This window comes from Streptococcus sp. A12, from assembly GCF_905372335.1.
Taxonomy (GTDB): domain Bacteria; phylum Bacillota; class Bacilli; order Lactobacillales; family Streptococcaceae; genus Streptococcus.
Genome location: NZ_CAJPOU010000002.1, coordinates 47229 through 61562, shown reverse-complemented (window position 1 = coordinate 61562; position 14334 = coordinate 47229). Strand labels below are relative to the sequence as shown.

The window sequence follows — 14334 nt, the reverse complement described above, 5'->3', positions numbered from 1 at the left end:
AGCAGTGGTTAGATGAGTTGGAACAAGCCATACAGGAAGAAGAGACTCAGGTGAGCTGAGAAATAGGAAAGGGAGCTGTCCGATGCTTCAGAAATTTAAGCGGTTATTTAGTAAAAAATCCCAAAAATCTCAAGAGTGTGAGTCGATCCTTCCCCGCAATCGCTTTGCGGATTTAGATTTTGAGCGAGTATTGAAGTCAGGAACTCATTGTTGTGTTGATGAAGATGGGCACTATGTTGAGGATGGTAAAATCACATTATTTGAATTTTCTATAGACTTTGCAGAATTTGAGTTCATAGGTGATTTCAAAATTGAGGAGGAAGATCAGTTTAAGCAACTATTAGCTCGTTTGAATAGTTTTGACAATGCCATTCAGTCCCATTTGGAAAGCGAGTTGCAACAACCTATCCCTCAGTTTGCCAAGAATCTCGGCTATACTCAGAAGAGGTGGGAGAAAACCTTTTACTTCCATCCTTGGATATTAAGTTTTGATGAAAATCCTCCTAATCTTCGCTATGTTGCCGATTATGTCAATGATGAGTTTACGGTTTATTTTGCTAAAAAACATGGAAGATGGCGGGCGTACTGGGATGCAGAGTGTCAAAAGGTGATTTAAGAAAGCTAGCTCGTATTTTCATAGAGCGCAGTTGTTATGTTAGAAAAGAGCCATTATCATGGAATTATTGGATAGCAGAATAGATTTTACGGGTTGTAAAATTGCCTTGATTTGTGAGGGGCAAATTTTGACCATCTTGCGCGATGATAAGGAGGGTATTCCCTGGCCTAATCTGTGGGAGTTACCGGGCGGTGGTCGTGAAGAGGATGAGACCCCCTTTGAGTGTGTGGCGCGTGAAGTCTATGAAGAATTAAATATCCAACTGTCCAAAGATGACATAGTCTGGTCTCGACTCTACCCCAGTATGCTAGACGAGAACAAGAAATCTGTCTTTTTAGTTGGGAAGTTGACGCAGGAACAGTTCGAAAGTATCATCTTTGGAGACGAGGGACAGGGCTATAAGTTAGTGAGACTTGAAGAGTTTTTGGCGTCAGATCGGGTCGTTCCCCAATTACAAGAACGAGTGAGAGATTATGTGGAGGAAAGTTTATGATAAGACTTGAGAAAGCAGGAGCAGAGGATTTAGAAACCATTATTGCCATTCAAAGAGCCAGTTTTAAGGCAGTCTATGTCAAATACAAAGATGAATATGATCCCTATCTAGAAGATCGCGAGCGAATCAAATGGAAACTAGTCGAGCGTCCCAATAGCTATTACTACTTTGTGAAAGAAAACGAAGAGAAGATTGGTTTTCTACGAATTCAGACCAATGACGAGTTAACGAAAGCTTGGTTGGGAACGGCAGCGATTTTGCCCCAGTATCAAGGGAAAGGTTATGGTTCTGAGGGGCTAAGATTGCTAGAAGAGGAATTTCCAACCATTAAACAGTGGGATTTGTGTACGGTATTACAGGATGCAGGCATGGTCGCCTTTTACGAGAAGAATGGCTACCAACAAACCCATATCGAGCCTGAAAAAGAAGGCATGGATATGGTCTACATGAAAAAATTGATAGAGAAATAGAAAGGATGGTTCAGTTAAATTTCTAAACTGAATCCGCCCTAAACACTGTGCCAAAAAGATAAACTTCTCTTAGACACAAGTATCTTCAGAGAGTTTTCTATTTTGGCTTTGTGTTCTTCGGGCTTGGTATCTTAATGATGGAAACATGGCAAGAGTTAAAGGTTACAGTAAAGCGTGAGGGGGAGGAGCTAGTCTCTAATCTCTTAATCGAGTTAGGTGCCCAAGGGGTTGCAATTGAAGATAGCATGGACTATGTGGGAAATGTCGATCGCTTCGGTGAGATTTTTCCTGATGTCGAGCAACAGGAAGAAATCGAGGTAACGGCCTACTACCCGGAAACGGTTGATGTAGCAGCGATTGAAGCGGATTTGCAGGTGCGTCTTGCAGAATTGACAGATTTTATGGATCTGGGCGAAGTCAAGATTGGCACGACCGCCTTGGCTGAGGAAGACTGGGCCGACAACTGGAAGAAATACTATGAACCAGCTCGTATCACCCATGACTTGACCATCGTGCCGTCATGGACAGACTACGAGGCGACTGCTGGAGAAAAGATTATCAAGCTGGATCCTGGTATGGCCTTTGGAACAGGAACTCACCCGACGACCAAGATGAGCCTCTTTGCCTTAGAGCAGGTCCTTCGTGGTGGGGAAACGGTGCTGGATGTAGGAACTGGTTCAGGTGTTCTTTCTATTGCTAGCTCCCTTCTAGGTGCCAAGGAAATCTTCGCCTATGACTTGGATGATGTGGCGGTTCGCGTCGCTCAGGAAAATATTGAGCTCAATCTTGGCATGGAAAACATTCATGTAGCCCCAGGCGATTTGCTCAAGGGCGTGGAGATTGAGGCAGATGTCATCGTGGCTAACATCTTGGCGGATATCCTGATCCACCTGACGGATGATGCGTATCGTTTGGTCAAGGACGAAGGTTATCTCATCATGAGTGGCATTATCAAGGACAAGTGGGACATGGTGCGTGAGTCGGCTGAGTCAGCTGGATTTTTCCTTGAAATCCACATGATCCAAGGGGAATGGAATGCCTGCGTCTTCAAGAAGACCAAGGATGTCTCCGGTGTGATTGGAGGCTAGCATGCAGCAGTATTTTGTAAAAGGCCTTGCGACCTCACCTGTCACTATCGAGGACAAGGAGACCAGCAAGCACATGTTTCAGGTCATGCGCCTGAAGGAGGATGACGAAGTTACTCTAGTCTTTGATGATGGGATCAAACGTTTGGCACGCGTGGTCAATGTAGAGGCGCGTCAGTTGGAGATAATCGAGGAATTGACTGACAAAGTAGAACTGCCAATCCACGTGGCCATTGCATCAGGTTTTCCCAAGGGAGACAAGCTCGAGTTCATCACTCAAAAAGTAACCGAACTCGGTGCCAGCCAGATTTGGGCCTTCCCTGCCGATTGGTCGGTCGCCAAATGGGATGGCAAAAAATTGGGCAAAAAGGTCGAGAAACTAGAAAAAATCGCCCTTGGAGCAGCAGAGCAAAGCAAGCGTAACTTCGTTCCAAGTATTATCCTTTTTGAGAAAAAGGCAGACTTTCTAGCACAACTGGACCAGTTTGACCGGATTGTGGTGGCTTATGAAGAGTCTGCCAAAGAAGGTGAGGCAGCCGCTCTGATTCAGTCGCTGACAGGATTGGAAGCTGGAAGTAAACTACTCTTTATCTTTGGACCGGAAGGTGGTCTTTCACCTGCGGAAATTGAGTCTTTTGAAGTTAAAGGAGCAATCCTTGCAGGACTTGGCCCTCGTATTCTTCGAGCAGAAACAGCCCCACTCTACGCTCTTAGCGCAGTGAGTGTTGTCACAGAATTAATGAAAAACGCGTGAAGGTAATCTTCACGCGTTAATTTTTTAGAATAGGAAAGAATTACTTGTGTTCTTTCTTACGAGATGGGAGAAGGAAACCGAGTCCAGTCATCACCAATCCGACAAGGGCCATGATAGAAGCTCGTTGGCCAGTTTCTGGCAGGCTTTCTGCTTTGACTACAGATTTAGTAGGTGCAGGCAGTGTGATGCTTTGTTGGTTATGGGCAAGGGTGATGATTTCATCCTGTGCTTGGTTTGTTTGGTTAGGTACCAAGTTAGCTGGATTGTTTTGATCTGCTGGAGTCGTTTTAGGTTCCACATAAACAAAGCGGAATTCTCCAAATCCTTCTTGATTGGATGGTTCAAGATAGACGATATCTCCGTCTTTGCCAACTAGATCTTTAGCTTTGTCAGCAGTTAAGAAGCGGACATCTGCATCCTTGATACTGCTTGTAAAGTGCCAGTTGCCATCTGCACTTGGGTTGATGTTCTTTTCTTCCAAGATGTAGTTGATGATAGCTTGGCGGTTTTCCAATCCAAGGAGTTGGTTCAGGCTAGCATCGCGAACGCCTGGGAATTTTCCGTTTGCCCGGTAGTTGTTGGTTACAACGATAAATTCTTGATCCGCAGTGACTTCCTTACCTTGGTATTTCAAGTTGCGTACACGGCTAGCGTCTGGATTAACTGTTTTTCCTTCGCGGTCGTATTTATTTGGCTGGGTCACGTCGAACTCATAGGTCACCCCGTCAATGACGTCAAAGTTGTAGGTCCGGTAGTTAGGGTTGACAAGCTGTTGAGGCTCTTTACTGGTTGGGTCGATCGTGTTGAATTGTCCAGCAGACATTTCCAACCATTCCTTGAGTTGCGCACCAGTCACCTTGAGGATGGCAGTAACATTATCATAGAGATAAAGGTCAGCGACGTTCTTGATGGCGATTGGGCCAGCTGGGATATCTGTGTAGGCAGTAGCATCTCCACGGGTACCTGCCTTAAATGGCGCAGCAGCAGAGAGGATTGGAAGGTTAACTTCCGGAGTTCCTGCCAATTCCTTCTTAGCATACCAAATTTGAGCGTTGTTTACGATTTGGACAGATGGATCATCCTTCACAAGGGCAAAGTAGCTGGTGATTGGAGCAGAAGTAGTTCCGACTTGTTGGCGGACATATTTGACTGTTCCTTCGTGGGATTCCTTCGCGATCGCTGTAATGCGCTCGTCGGCTGCTTGTGATTTGGTGTCAATCTTGCGGATGGCAGCCTTGCTTCCAACAACAGACCATTTACCGTCTGTGTAGCGAAGGTTGAGATCGATAACTCCGAGGTGGTCTCCGTATTTTCCTGCCATGGTAACCGGTGTACCGTTGATTTTACCGTTTACCCCGTCAACGCCAGCATATTTTTCGTAGAAGCCAGTTCCATTTCCACTTGGGAATTCTGCGTGTGAGTGACCTGTTACGACAGCGTCAACACCTGGGAGGCTAGCGATTTGGTAGCCTTCGTTTTCTTCACCTTTTTCGTACTTGTCATCTCCGATACCAGAGTGAGAAAGAACGAGGACGACATCAGCTCCGGCTTTGCGCATTTGTGGAATGATAGCTTGGATGGCTTCAACGGAGTCATTGACTTTGACCTTGCCTTCGAGATTAGCCTTGTCCCAGCTGAGGATTTGTGGAGGAACGATGCCTGTTACCCCGATATTGACATCGACTGGACGACCGTTTTTGTCGGTATAGGTCTTTTTGATGATCTTGTAGGGATCATAGACAAAAGCGCCAGTATTTGCATCTACAACGTTGGCATTGACGATTGGCATACCAGCAGTTGCGATGACCTTTTTGAGGTAGTCTAGTCCATAGTTGAATTCGTGGTTTCCAAGGGTTCCTGCATCAAAGCCCAATTTTTGAAGAGCTGTATACATCGGATGTTGCTCACCATCTTTGATGGGATTGACGATGGCTTTGTAGGTACCAAGAGGAGTTCCTTGGATAGTATCTCCGTTATCAACGAGGAGGACGTTGCTGTTTTCTTTTTTCGCATCTTCGATCAAGACAGCTGTTTTTGCCAGACCAACGTTTTGTGCTGGTTTGTCTTGGTAGTAGTCATAGTTGACCAAGTTGGTATGAAGGTCCGTTGTCGCAAGGATGCGGACGTCGACTTCTTGCCCCTCAACTGGAGTGTTCGCTTTTGCATCACTGGCGCTATTTTGAGGTGCAGCTGGAGTCGCTTCGGTTGCTGTAGCGGTGGCTTCTCCGCTAGCTGTTGGAGTTGTATTGCTAGCTGTTGCTTCAGCGCTAGTCGCAGGAGAGGCAGGAGTTGCAGCCTCTGTGACAGCAGTTGCTGACGAGTCGGTTGTGCTTGAGCTTGTCGCTTCATCTGCCTGGGCAGTCGTCGTTGCCAAAAAAGCAGCAGCAAGGCTGAATAGGGCAGCCTGTTTACGGAATGATGACATGGTTGTCCTCCTAAATAAAATGATGTCTTTCTATTATATCTTATTTCGTTCAGAATATATTCGTTTTCGTAGGATTTCTATATGATAAATGGATAAAATTTCCTCTAAAAGCCGAAAGAAAGCCAAAAAACCGAAGAAAAAATTTTTTAAGTTCGGGAATTGTGCTTCTTATTTTTGGGGAAGCGAGCTCTTTCTCGGAAAGTCAATCGGACTAGTTTTCATATAGAGTTAAAAGTGATAGAATAGAAGGCAAGAAAGTGGAGAAAACTAGATGCCGAAAGAAGAACCTTTAACAGGGGGCCAGGTTATTGCCCTTACCAAAAAATACTTGTCGGGAGAGGATGTTGCATTTGTAGAAAAAGCTCTCCTTTATGCGGTCGACTGCCATAGTGGGCAATTCCGTAAATCAGGTGAACCCTATATCATCCACCCTATTCAAGTTGCTGGCATTTTGGCAAAATTGAAGTTGGATGCTGTGACCGTTGCCTGTGGTTTTTTGCACGACGTTGTCGAGGATACAGACGCGACCCTAGATGATCTAGAACGCGAATTTGGACATGATGTCCGAGTGATTGTTGATGGAGTGACCAAGCTCGGGAAGGTCAAATACAAGTCCCACGAAGAGCAGTTGGCAGAAAACCATCGCAAGATGCTCATGGCCATGTCTCAGGACATCCGTGTCATCTTGGTCAAGCTAGCAGACCGCCTGCACAACATGCGGACTTTGAAGCATTTGCGCAAGGACAAGCAAGAGAGGATTTCTCAAGAAACCATGGAAATCTATGCGCCACTAGCCCATCGTCTCGGGATTTCCAGCGTCAAGTGGGAATTGGAAGATCTATCCTTCCGTTATCTCAACGAGGTAGAGTTCTACAAGATTTCCCATATGATGAAGGAGAAGCGTCGCGAGCGGGAAGCCTTGGTAGAAGAAGTCGTCCAAAAGATCGAGTCCTATGCAGCGGAACGCCACCTCTACGGGAAAATCTATGGTCGTCCTAAGCATATCTACTCCATCTACCGCAAGATGCAGGATAAGAAGAAGCGCTTTGATGAAATCTATGATTTGATTGCTATTCGCTGTATCCTGGAATCACCAAGTGACGTCTATGCCATGCTGGGCTATATCCACGAGCTCTGGAAGCCTATGCCAGGTCGCTTCAAGGACTACATCGCCAACCGCAAGGCCAATGGTTACCAGTCTATTCATACCACTGTCTACGGTCCAAAAGGTCCTATCGAGTTCCAGATCCGTACCAAGGCAATGCACGAGGTTGCTGAGTACGGGGTTGCAGCCCACTGGGCCTATAAGAAAGGGATCAAGGGCCAAGTCAATAGCAAAGAATCAGCTATTGGGATGAACTGGATCAAGGAGATGATGGAACTCCAAGACCAGGCAGATGATGCCAAGGAATTTGTCGATACGGTCAAAGAAAACTATCTAGCTGAAGAGATTTATGTCTTTACCCCAGATGGAACTGTCCGTTCCCTTCCAAAAGATTCTGGTCCGATCGATTTTGCCTATGAGATCCATACCAAGGTAGGGGAAAAGGCTGTCGGAGCCAAGGTCAATGGCCGGATGGTGCCTCTCAATACCAAGCTACGGACAGGGGATCAGGTGGAGATCATTACCAATGCCAACTCCTTTGGTCCAAGTCGTGACTGGCTCAATATCGTCAAGACCAGCAAGGCGCGTAATAAGATCCGCCAATTCTTTAAGAACCAAGACAAGGAACTCTCGATCAACCGTGGACGAGAGTTGCTCATGGCTCAATTCCATGAGCATGATATGATTGCCAACAAGTTCATGGACAAGAAGCACATGGACAAGGTCTTGCAAAAGACTAGCTACAAGACCGAAGAGGCCCTGTTTGCGGCCATCGGTTTTGGAGAAGTAGGAGCCATCTCCGTCTTTAACCGTTTGACGGAAGAAGAGCGCCGCGAAGAGGAAAAAGCCAAGGCGCGTGCGGAAGCCGAAGAGCTGGTCAAAGGTGGCGAAGTTAAGGTTGAAAACAAAAAAGATACCCTCAAGGTCCGCCATGAAGGTGGCGTGGTCATCCAAGGGGCTTCTGGTCTCTTGATCCGGATTGCTAAGTGTTGCAATCCCGTGCCAGGAGATACAATTGTCGGCTACATTACCAAAGGACGTGGGGTTGCCATTCACCGTCAAGACTGTATGAACCTGCGAGCCCAAGACAACTATGAGCAACGCTTGATTGACGTCGAGTGGGAAGACAACAACACGACCAAGGACTACATCGCCCATATCGATATCTATGGCCTCAACCGTGCAGGCCTTCTTAATGATGTCCTTCAAGTTCTCTCCAACACGGCTAAGATGATCTCAACCGTCAATGCCCAACCAACCAAAGATATGAAATTTGCCAATATCCACATTTCCTTCGGGATTCCAAACCTGTCTATGTTGACAACGGTTGTGGATAAGATTAAGAGTGTGCCGGAGGTGTACTCTGTTAAGCGTACCAACGGCTAATCTTCTGCGAAAATCGACTTCATACTGCGTTAGTTTCGACTGGCCTAACTACAGTTATGCCTGCGTCTCACTGCCTTGCTCTAAAAGCACTTGAACAGCCTTTACTTTTCAGATAGTGTGCCTGTATCTCACCGTCTTGCCTGATGTCGATTTTCTTTGAAGGTAGCAGTGAATGCTCAATAGATTGTTAAAATAGGATAATAAGATGAAATTAGTGATTCAACGGGTCAAAAGGGCCTCAGTTTCTATTGATGGTCAAGTCTATAGTCAGATTCAAGAAGGACTTCTGCTCTTAGTGGGAGTGGGGCCTGAGGATGACCAGAAGGATTTGGAGTATGCGGTGCGCAAGCTCACGCAAATGCGGATCTTCTCGGATGAAGAAGGGAAGATGAACTTATCTGTCAAGGATATTCAAGGGGAGATCCTCTCTGTTTCGCAGTTTACCCTCTTTGCCCAGACAAAAAAAGGCAATCGTCCAGCCTTTATTGGGGCAGCCAATCCAGAGATGGCCAGCCAGCTCTACGATGATTTCAATGATTTGTTAGAAAAGGAAGTCCCTGTCAAACGAGGGATCTTCGCTGCAGATATGGCAATCGAACTTATTAATGATGGTCCGGTGACCATCATCCTCGATACGAAAAATCCATAGAAAAACAAGCCCTTGATTAAAGGGCTTGTTTGAATGTAGACAAATTACTTTTTACTTAGGATAGCTGGATAATTTTTCAAAAAATCCTTATATTACTTTGAGTTGTCGAAGTAAATCCGAAACTTTCCGCCGTGAGAAAAATGCTTGAAACATTGTTTTTTCAAGCACTCGGGAGTTTTGAAACCTTAGGTTCAAAACTAAGTCATGAAACTTCGTATAAGTTCCATGACGTCCGTACTCACCTAAGGAAAGTTTTTAGGAATACTATTTCTTCAATCTGACATGCTCTTAATCAAAGGGCATGTTTTTCTATGTAAAGTTGTTGGGCAATCAGATGATTGATCTGGATGTCTTGGTCATTGATCTGGAGCTGATAGAGGCCAGTGTAATCGTCGTAGCCTTTGAAGAGAATGTCATCTCCAATGGTCAGTTGGATCTGGTCTAAAAAATTCAGCAATTCAAAGCTATCCTGGACTCTTCGCAAACGATAGGTTCCCAGTTCGCTGACATCACTCAAACGGTCCTGGTAAGCCTCGATGAGGAGTTTTCCTTTTGGTGGAATGGTTCCTCCGTGGGGGCAGGTCTTGGGAGTGTCTAACATCTGGTCAAGTTTATCGATAAAGCGGTCGGAGACAGTATGCTCAAGCACCTCAGCCTCTTCATGGACTTCTTCAGTTGTATAGCCCAGTTTTTTGAGCAAGAACACTTCAATCAATCGGTGCTTGCGAAAAAGGTCGGAAACTGTTTGAAGGCCGAGCTCGGTAAGCAGATAGCCGTGGGTCTTATCCTTGATGAGGAGATTCTCCGAGATCATTCGCTTGACCATCTCAGTCACGGCTGGAGGCGAAACCTGCATCCGGGCCGCAATCTCTTTGTTACTAATCTTTTCATGTTGCGTGCCGATTTCATAGATGCACTTGAGGTAATCTTCTTTGTTTGGTGTCATAGGGTCCTCTTTTCTTCGCTCCTTCTAGTATATCAAAAAAAGTGCAAAATGGCTTGGCCAGTGGATAGGAATTGTCTGGGAGGGCGAAAGATGATAGTATAGAAGCATAAACCGAGAACAATATGGAAAGGAGGGGGCAGATGCAAGGACAGGAATTAGAAAAACTGGGCTGGACGACCAGAGGTCTCAGCCACTTTGAAAACCGATTGCAGTCTTGCGAAGATGAAGCAAGAAGGCAAGCTTGTTACCGCTCTGTCTTTGTCTTTGCTAGCCCTCTTTTCCAAGAGATGTGGCAGAGAGAGCTGCAAGGGTTGACGGTAGCTCGTGCCCAGGCCCTCTTAAGAGGGGTCATGCACCTCTGTCTCATGCCACGGGATTTATCGGGGACCTGTGAGGAGACTGCCTTCTTACTGAAGCGGTTCTGGCCAGATTGCCCACCTCATTCACCTTTTTGGTCCTCTTTTTCAAGAGTGGTCCAAGTAGCCTTTGCTCTGGATCCATTAGCTAGCAAAGCAGGAGACCAGCTCATAAAACGCCAGATCCACCAGTTCCGCTATCTGCTCTCTGCCTACCAGACCCAGTGGATTCGGGAGCATTATGCCAAAACTGGACAGACTGATGAAGGGGCGCTACAAGCTTACTTACAGGAGACAAAAGGAATTAAGATCGATGCCTATGCGGCGGCTCGTCTTCACAATAAGGTCTATGTGGATCAAAACGGCCAGCTCGCCTTCCCATCTCGTGCTCAGGCCCAGTTGAATTTTAAGGTCTTGCTCAACTTTCATACTGAGTATATCCTGGATCAGGGTGGCCAGTTTCTCAACGAAGTGGACCCGAATCAGATTTCTGAAAATGGCATTGTCAATGGAGCCAGTTTCAACTATGGCTTAGCCAAGGGCCGGACCCATAAGGACTTGGATATCGATCCCGTCAAACCTTGGGATCCGCCATTTCGTAAGAAAGTCCTCTATCAGCAAGGTGTTCGCTATCTCGCTCCGAAGAATGATCGCAGTATTGAAGGATACTGGAGCCGGAAGGGAACCTTTGCACAAGGAGGCAAGAGCTACAAGCAACAAGTAGCAAAGCGTGTGCGGAGTTTCCTCAGAGGAATCCCACGCTTACGCTGGCGAGTCCTCTTCCAGAATGGACTCAATCGGATTTTATAGTAGTCCTCTTTCGGATTGAAGAAAAAGGCCTCTTAGAAACTCACCTAAGGAAAGTCTCTGAACAGATTTTGTAGATAAAGTAAAAAGAGGTCGTAGACCTCTTTTTACTTTAATCAAGTGCTTTGACGGCTTCGATTGCAGCGTCGTAATTTGGTTCGCTGTTGATGTTGTCGAGGTATTCAACGTATGTGACCTTGTTGTCCGCATTTAGGACCAAGACAGCGCGTGCGAGCAAGTGCCATTCATTGATCAAGAGGCCATAAGCCTTCCCGAAGGAATGGTCGAAGTAGTCTGAGAGCATGATGGCATTTTCGATCCCTTCAGCAGCGCACCATTTACCTTGAGCAAAAGGAAGGTCGACAGAGACCGTCAAGACCACAGTGTCTTCCATGTCAGAGAGGGCCTGGTTGAAGTGACGTGTTTGAGTAGAACAGATACCTGTGTCAATAGAAGGGATCACGCTGAGAACTTTTTTCTTCCCAGCAAAATCAGCCAAAGATTTTTTCTCCAAGTTAGGGGTGGTCAGTGAAAAATCGTGAGCAGTATCGCCAACTTGAAGTTGAGATCCAGTGAAGGTAACAGGGTTTCCTAAAAATGTTGTCATAGCAAAGACTCCTTTTTTCTTTTCATTGTACATCAATGAAGGGGGAAGATCCACTGATTTGTTTGAGAATCTAATCAGTTTGGAATCTTATTTGTTCAAACCTTCTGCGATTTTCTCCAAATTCCATTTCATCATGCTGTAGTAGCTGTCGCCTTCTTCGCCTTCTTTGGCAATTGAGTCAGTAAAGATTTTTGAAAAGATTGGGATATTGGTATCTTTAGACACAGTTTTCATAGGACGTTCATCGACACTGGATTCGACAAAGAGGGACGGTACCTTGGTTTGACGCAATTTCTCTACCAGCGTTTTGATTTGTTCGGGTGTCCCTTCTTCTTCAGTGTTGATTTCCCAGATATAGGCAGATGGGACGCCATAGGCTTTGGAGAAGTACTTGAAGCAACCTTCGCTGGTTACAATCATTTTCTTCTCTGCTGGGATGTTATTGAATGCTTGCTTGGCTTCTTGGTCTAGCTTGCTGAGTTTTTCAGTGTAGGTTGCTAGATTTTTTTCGTAGAAGTCCTTATTTTTTGGATCTTTGGCGATTAATTGTTTGGCAATGTTTTTAGCGTAGATAATCCCGTTTTCGAGATTGAGCCAAGCGTGAGGGTCTTCTTTTCCAGCTTGGTTTTGGCCTTCTAGGTAGATGACCTCAACGCCATCGCTGGCAGCGAAATAGTCCTTATTTTCTACTTTATTAGCATTTTTGACCAACTTGGTAAACCAAGCATTGCCACCGGTTTCGAGGTTGATGCCGTTGTAGAAGATGAGGTCTGCTTGTGAAGTTTTTTTGACATCTTCTGGGAGTGGTTCGTATTCATGGGGATCTTGGCCGACAGGGACAATACTATGGAGCTCAATTTTATCCCCCGCGATATTTTTGGTGATATCAGCAAGGATGGAGTTGGTGGTAACCACCTTCAATTTATCAGATGAAGACTTGGAAGAAGAGCCTTTGCTACAGGCCATAAGGCAGAATAAGAGCGCCACAAAGAGGGCGAGGACAGAAGTGATTTTTTTCATGTGTTTCTCCTTTAATGAGGTGAAAGAGCGTGCTTATTCTTTCTCTGCTTAGGAGCGATAAAGAAGCTGATGAGAAAGAAGATGGCAGAAGTGAGGACGATACAAGACCCGACGGCGATGTTGAAGCTATAGCCAATAAAGAGTCCCAGGATGGAGGCAAGAGCACCTAATCCGGATGAAAGGAGCATCATGGACCAGAGGCTGTTGGCATAGAGATAGGCCGTCGCAGCGGGTGTGATGAGCATGGCGACGATGAGAATGGTCCCGACACTCTGCATAGCAGTGACAGAAACCAAGGTCAAAAGCACCATGAGAAGGTAGTGATAGACCTTGACCCGGACGCCCATGGACTGAGCCAGAACGGGGTCAAAAGATGTGAGCAGTAAGGGTCGAAAGAGCAGGCAAATCACCAGCAAGACCGCCACCCCAATACCGATGGTCATCCACATATCCTGGTCTTGCACGGCCAAGATATTCCCAAAGAGGATGTGGAAAAGGTCGGTGGAACTTTTAGCGATTCCGATCAGAATGACTCCTAAGGCGAGGAAAGAAGAAAAGGTAATCCCAATCGCCGTGTCGCTCTTGATAATGGAGTTGCTCTTGATATAGGTGATGAGGATGGAAGCTAAAAGCCCGAAGGTAATGGCGCCAATAAAGAAATTGATGCCCAGGATAAAGGAAAGGGCCACACCTGGAAGGACCGCGTGTGAGATGGCATCTCCCATGAGAGACATGCCTCGCAAAATGATGAAACATCCGACTGCACCAGCGACGATCCCGATGGCAATAGCTGTAATGAGAGCGTTTTGGAGGAAATGAAATTGTTGTAATCCATCGATAAATTCTGCAATCATCTGATTTCACCTCCTATAAAAAGTTCATGACCGTAGGCTGCGTGAAGATTCTCTTTGGTAAAGGTTTCTTCTGTTTTCCCAAAAGCAATCAGTTTGCGATGAAGGAGCAGGATCTGGTCAAAATAAGCTGGGACCTTGCTCAGATCGTGATGGACAATCAGGATGGTCTTGCCTTCCTTTTTCAAGGTTTGGAGTGTCTGCATGATGATGTCTTCGCTAACGGAGTCAATCCCAGCAAAGGGCTCATCCAAGAAGATGACCTCTGCTTCTTGAACCAAGCAGCGGGCGATCAGAACCCTTTGGAATTGCCCTCCTGAAAGCTGGCCAATCTGGCGATCTGCTAGATCAAGAAGATTGACAAGTTTCAAGGCATTTTCTACTTTTTGGAGATCCTCTTTGCTTTTTCTCTTGAAGATAGAAAGATGGGGATAGAGCCCCAGCGAGACACATTCCCGCACCGTGATGGGGAAGTGGAAATCAATAGCGGATTTCTGTTCGACGTAGGCCACTCGTTGAAGAACTTGGCCGAGGTCTTTTTGATCGAGCTGGACCTTTCCCGAATGAGGGAGAAGTCCTAGCATGGCCTTGATCAGGGTTGATTTTCCAGCTCCGTTGGGTCCAAGAATGCCTAGGATGGTTGGACCCTGGATGGTGAGGGAAAGATCCTCCAAGGCCAGTGTTTGCTGGTAAGCAACACTTAGATGTTCAATTTGAATCATGATTTTGCTCCTTTACCATTAATATACATGAATGAAAAAATT

Annotated in this window: 14 protein-coding genes; 8 read left to right on the top strand and 6 right to left on the bottom strand. The window is 46.0% G+C overall.

Features of this window, described 5'->3' with window-relative positions:
• The first annotated feature begins 82 nt into the window (after nt 1-82).
• The 5 genes from QZ158_RS00625 (at nt 83) to QZ158_RS00605 (ending at nt 3418) form a co-directional block, all read left to right on the top strand.
• Complete coding sequence (locus QZ158_RS00625) at nt 83-616, top strand: hypothetical protein (protein WP_293873043.1); 534 nt, start codon at nt 83-85, stop codon at nt 614-616.
• Between the two features lie 58 nt (nt 617-674).
• Nucleotides 675-1109, top strand: a complete 435-nt coding sequence (locus QZ158_RS00620; RefSeq protein ID WP_293873040.1) for an NUDIX hydrolase — start codon at nt 675-677, stop codon at nt 1107-1109.
• Nucleotides 1106-1579, top strand: coding sequence for a GNAT family N-acetyltransferase (locus QZ158_RS00615; RefSeq protein WP_293873038.1), 474 nt, complete (start codon nt 1106-1108; stop codon nt 1577-1579). The genes QZ158_RS00620 and QZ158_RS00615 overlap by 4 nt, the downstream gene beginning before the upstream one ends.
• 137 nt (nt 1580-1716) lie before the next feature.
• Complete coding sequence (gene prmA / locus QZ158_RS00610) at nt 1717-2667, top strand: 50S ribosomal protein L11 methyltransferase (RefSeq protein WP_293873046.1); 951 nt, start codon at nt 1717-1719, stop codon at nt 2665-2667.
• 1 nt (nt 2668) lies between these two features.
• Nucleotides 2669-3418: a 16S rRNA (uracil(1498)-N(3))-methyltransferase gene (locus QZ158_RS00605; protein WP_293873035.1), complete on the top strand. Its 750-nt coding sequence runs from the start codon at nt 2669-2671 to the stop codon at nt 3416-3418.
• 40 nt (nt 3419-3458) lie between these two features.
• Here the strand turns inward: QZ158_RS00605 and QZ158_RS00600 are convergent, their stop codons facing one another.
• Nucleotides 3459-5843 carry a bifunctional 2',3'-cyclic-nucleotide 2'-phosphodiesterase/3'-nucleotidase gene (locus tag QZ158_RS00600; protein ID WP_293873032.1) on the bottom strand — a complete coding sequence of 795 codons (2385 nt, stop codon included), beginning with the start codon at nt 5841-5843 and terminating at the stop codon, nt 3459-3461.
• Between the two features lie 271 nt (nt 5844-6114).
• Here QZ158_RS00600 and QZ158_RS00595 point away from each other — a divergent pair, with 271 nt between their 5' ends.
• Entirely contained in the window at nt 6115-8334 is a 2220-nt protein-coding gene (locus tag QZ158_RS00595; protein ID WP_293873029.1) for a bifunctional (p)ppGpp synthetase/guanosine-3',5'-bis(diphosphate) 3'-pyrophosphohydrolase, read from the top strand.
• 205 nt (nt 8335-8539) lie between these two features.
• The gene (gene dtd / locus QZ158_RS00590; RefSeq protein ID WP_293873026.1) at nt 8540-8983 is read left to right on the top strand and encodes a D-aminoacyl-tRNA deacylase; all 444 of its coding nucleotides are present in this window, start codon (nt 8540-8542) and stop codon (nt 8981-8983) included.
• 292 nt (nt 8984-9275) lie between these two features.
• Here the strand turns inward: dtd and QZ158_RS00585 are convergent, their stop codons facing one another.
• Nucleotides 9276-9929: a metal-dependent transcriptional regulator gene (locus tag QZ158_RS00585; protein WP_293873023.1), complete on the bottom strand. Its 654-nt coding sequence runs from the start codon at nt 9927-9929 to the stop codon at nt 9276-9278.
• 140 nt (nt 9930-10069) lie between these two features.
• Between QZ158_RS00585 and QZ158_RS00580 the strand changes: the two genes are divergently transcribed.
• Entirely contained in the window at nt 10070-11095 is a 1026-nt protein-coding gene (locus tag QZ158_RS00580; RefSeq protein ID WP_293873020.1) for a DUF3114 domain-containing protein, read from the top strand.
• Nucleotides 11096-11204: 109 nt separating this feature from the next.
• On the opposite strand, the gene tpx is transcribed toward QZ158_RS00580, so the two are convergent.
• The 4 genes from tpx to QZ158_RS00560 form a co-directional block, all read right to left on the bottom strand.
• Complete coding sequence (gene tpx, locus QZ158_RS00575) at nt 11205-11699, bottom strand: thiol peroxidase (protein ID WP_293873018.1); 495 nt, start codon at nt 11697-11699, stop codon at nt 11205-11207.
• An 87-nt stretch (nt 11700-11786) separates the two neighbouring features.
• Nucleotides 11787-12719 (bottom strand): metal ABC transporter substrate-binding protein, encoded by a 933-nt coding sequence (locus tag QZ158_RS00570; RefSeq protein ID WP_293873015.1) that lies wholly within the window; start codon nt 12717-12719, stop codon nt 11787-11789.
• Nucleotides 12720-12730: 11 nt separating this feature from the next.
• Complete coding sequence (locus tag QZ158_RS00565; RefSeq protein WP_120701320.1) at nt 12731-13573, bottom strand: metal ABC transporter permease; 843 nt, start codon at nt 13571-13573, stop codon at nt 12731-12733.
• Nucleotides 13570-14292: a metal ABC transporter ATP-binding protein gene (locus QZ158_RS00560; protein ID WP_048691612.1), complete on the bottom strand. Its 723-nt coding sequence runs from the start codon at nt 14290-14292 to the stop codon at nt 13570-13572. The genes QZ158_RS00565 and QZ158_RS00560 overlap by 4 nt, the downstream gene beginning before the upstream one ends.
• Nucleotides 14293-14334: the final 42 nt, after the last annotated feature.

Excerpts from the sequence above, each read along its gene's own strand:
- prmA (WP_293873046.1), top strand. The coding sequence starts at position 1,717 with ATGGAAACATGGCAAGAGTTAAAGGTTACAGTAAAGCGTGAGGGGGAG.
- QZ158_RS00560 (WP_048691612.1), bottom strand. The coding sequence starts at position 14,292 with ATGATTCAAATTGAACATCTAAGTGTTGCTTACCAGCAAACACTGGCC.
- QZ158_RS00585 (WP_293873023.1), bottom strand. The coding sequence starts at position 9,929 with ATGACACCAAACAAAGAAGATTACCTCAAGTGCATCTATGAAATCGGC.
- QZ158_RS00570 (WP_293873015.1), bottom strand. The coding sequence starts at position 12,719 with ATGAAAAAAATCACTTCTGTCCTCGCCCTCTTTGTGGCGCTCTTATTC.
- dtd (WP_293873026.1), top strand. The coding sequence starts at position 8,540 with ATGAAATTAGTGATTCAACGGGTCAAAAGGGCCTCAGTTTCTATTGAT.
- QZ158_RS00600 (WP_293873032.1), bottom strand. The coding sequence starts at position 5,843 with ATGTCATCATTCCGTAAACAGGCTGCCCTATTCAGCCTTGCTGCTGCT.
- QZ158_RS00595 (WP_293873029.1), top strand. The coding sequence starts at position 6,115 with ATGCCGAAAGAAGAACCTTTAACAGGGGGCCAGGTTATTGCCCTTACC.
- QZ158_RS00615 (WP_293873038.1), top strand. The coding sequence starts at position 1,106 with ATGATAAGACTTGAGAAAGCAGGAGCAGAGGATTTAGAAACCATTATT.
- QZ158_RS00605 (WP_293873035.1), top strand. The coding sequence starts at position 2,669 with ATGCAGCAGTATTTTGTAAAAGGCCTTGCGACCTCACCTGTCACTATC.
- QZ158_RS00580 (WP_293873020.1), top strand. The coding sequence starts at position 10,070 with ATGCAAGGACAGGAATTAGAAAAACTGGGCTGGACGACCAGAGGTCTC.
- QZ158_RS00620 (WP_293873040.1), top strand. The coding sequence starts at position 675 with ATGGAATTATTGGATAGCAGAATAGATTTTACGGGTTGTAAAATTGCC.
- tpx (WP_293873018.1), bottom strand. The coding sequence starts at position 11,699 with ATGACAACATTTTTAGGAAACCCTGTTACCTTCACTGGATCTCAACTT.
- QZ158_RS00625 (WP_293873043.1), top strand. The coding sequence starts at position 83 with ATGCTTCAGAAATTTAAGCGGTTATTTAGTAAAAAATCCCAAAAATCT.
- QZ158_RS00565 (WP_120701320.1), bottom strand. The coding sequence starts at position 13,573 with ATGATTGCAGAATTTATCGATGGATTACAACAATTTCATTTCCTCCAA.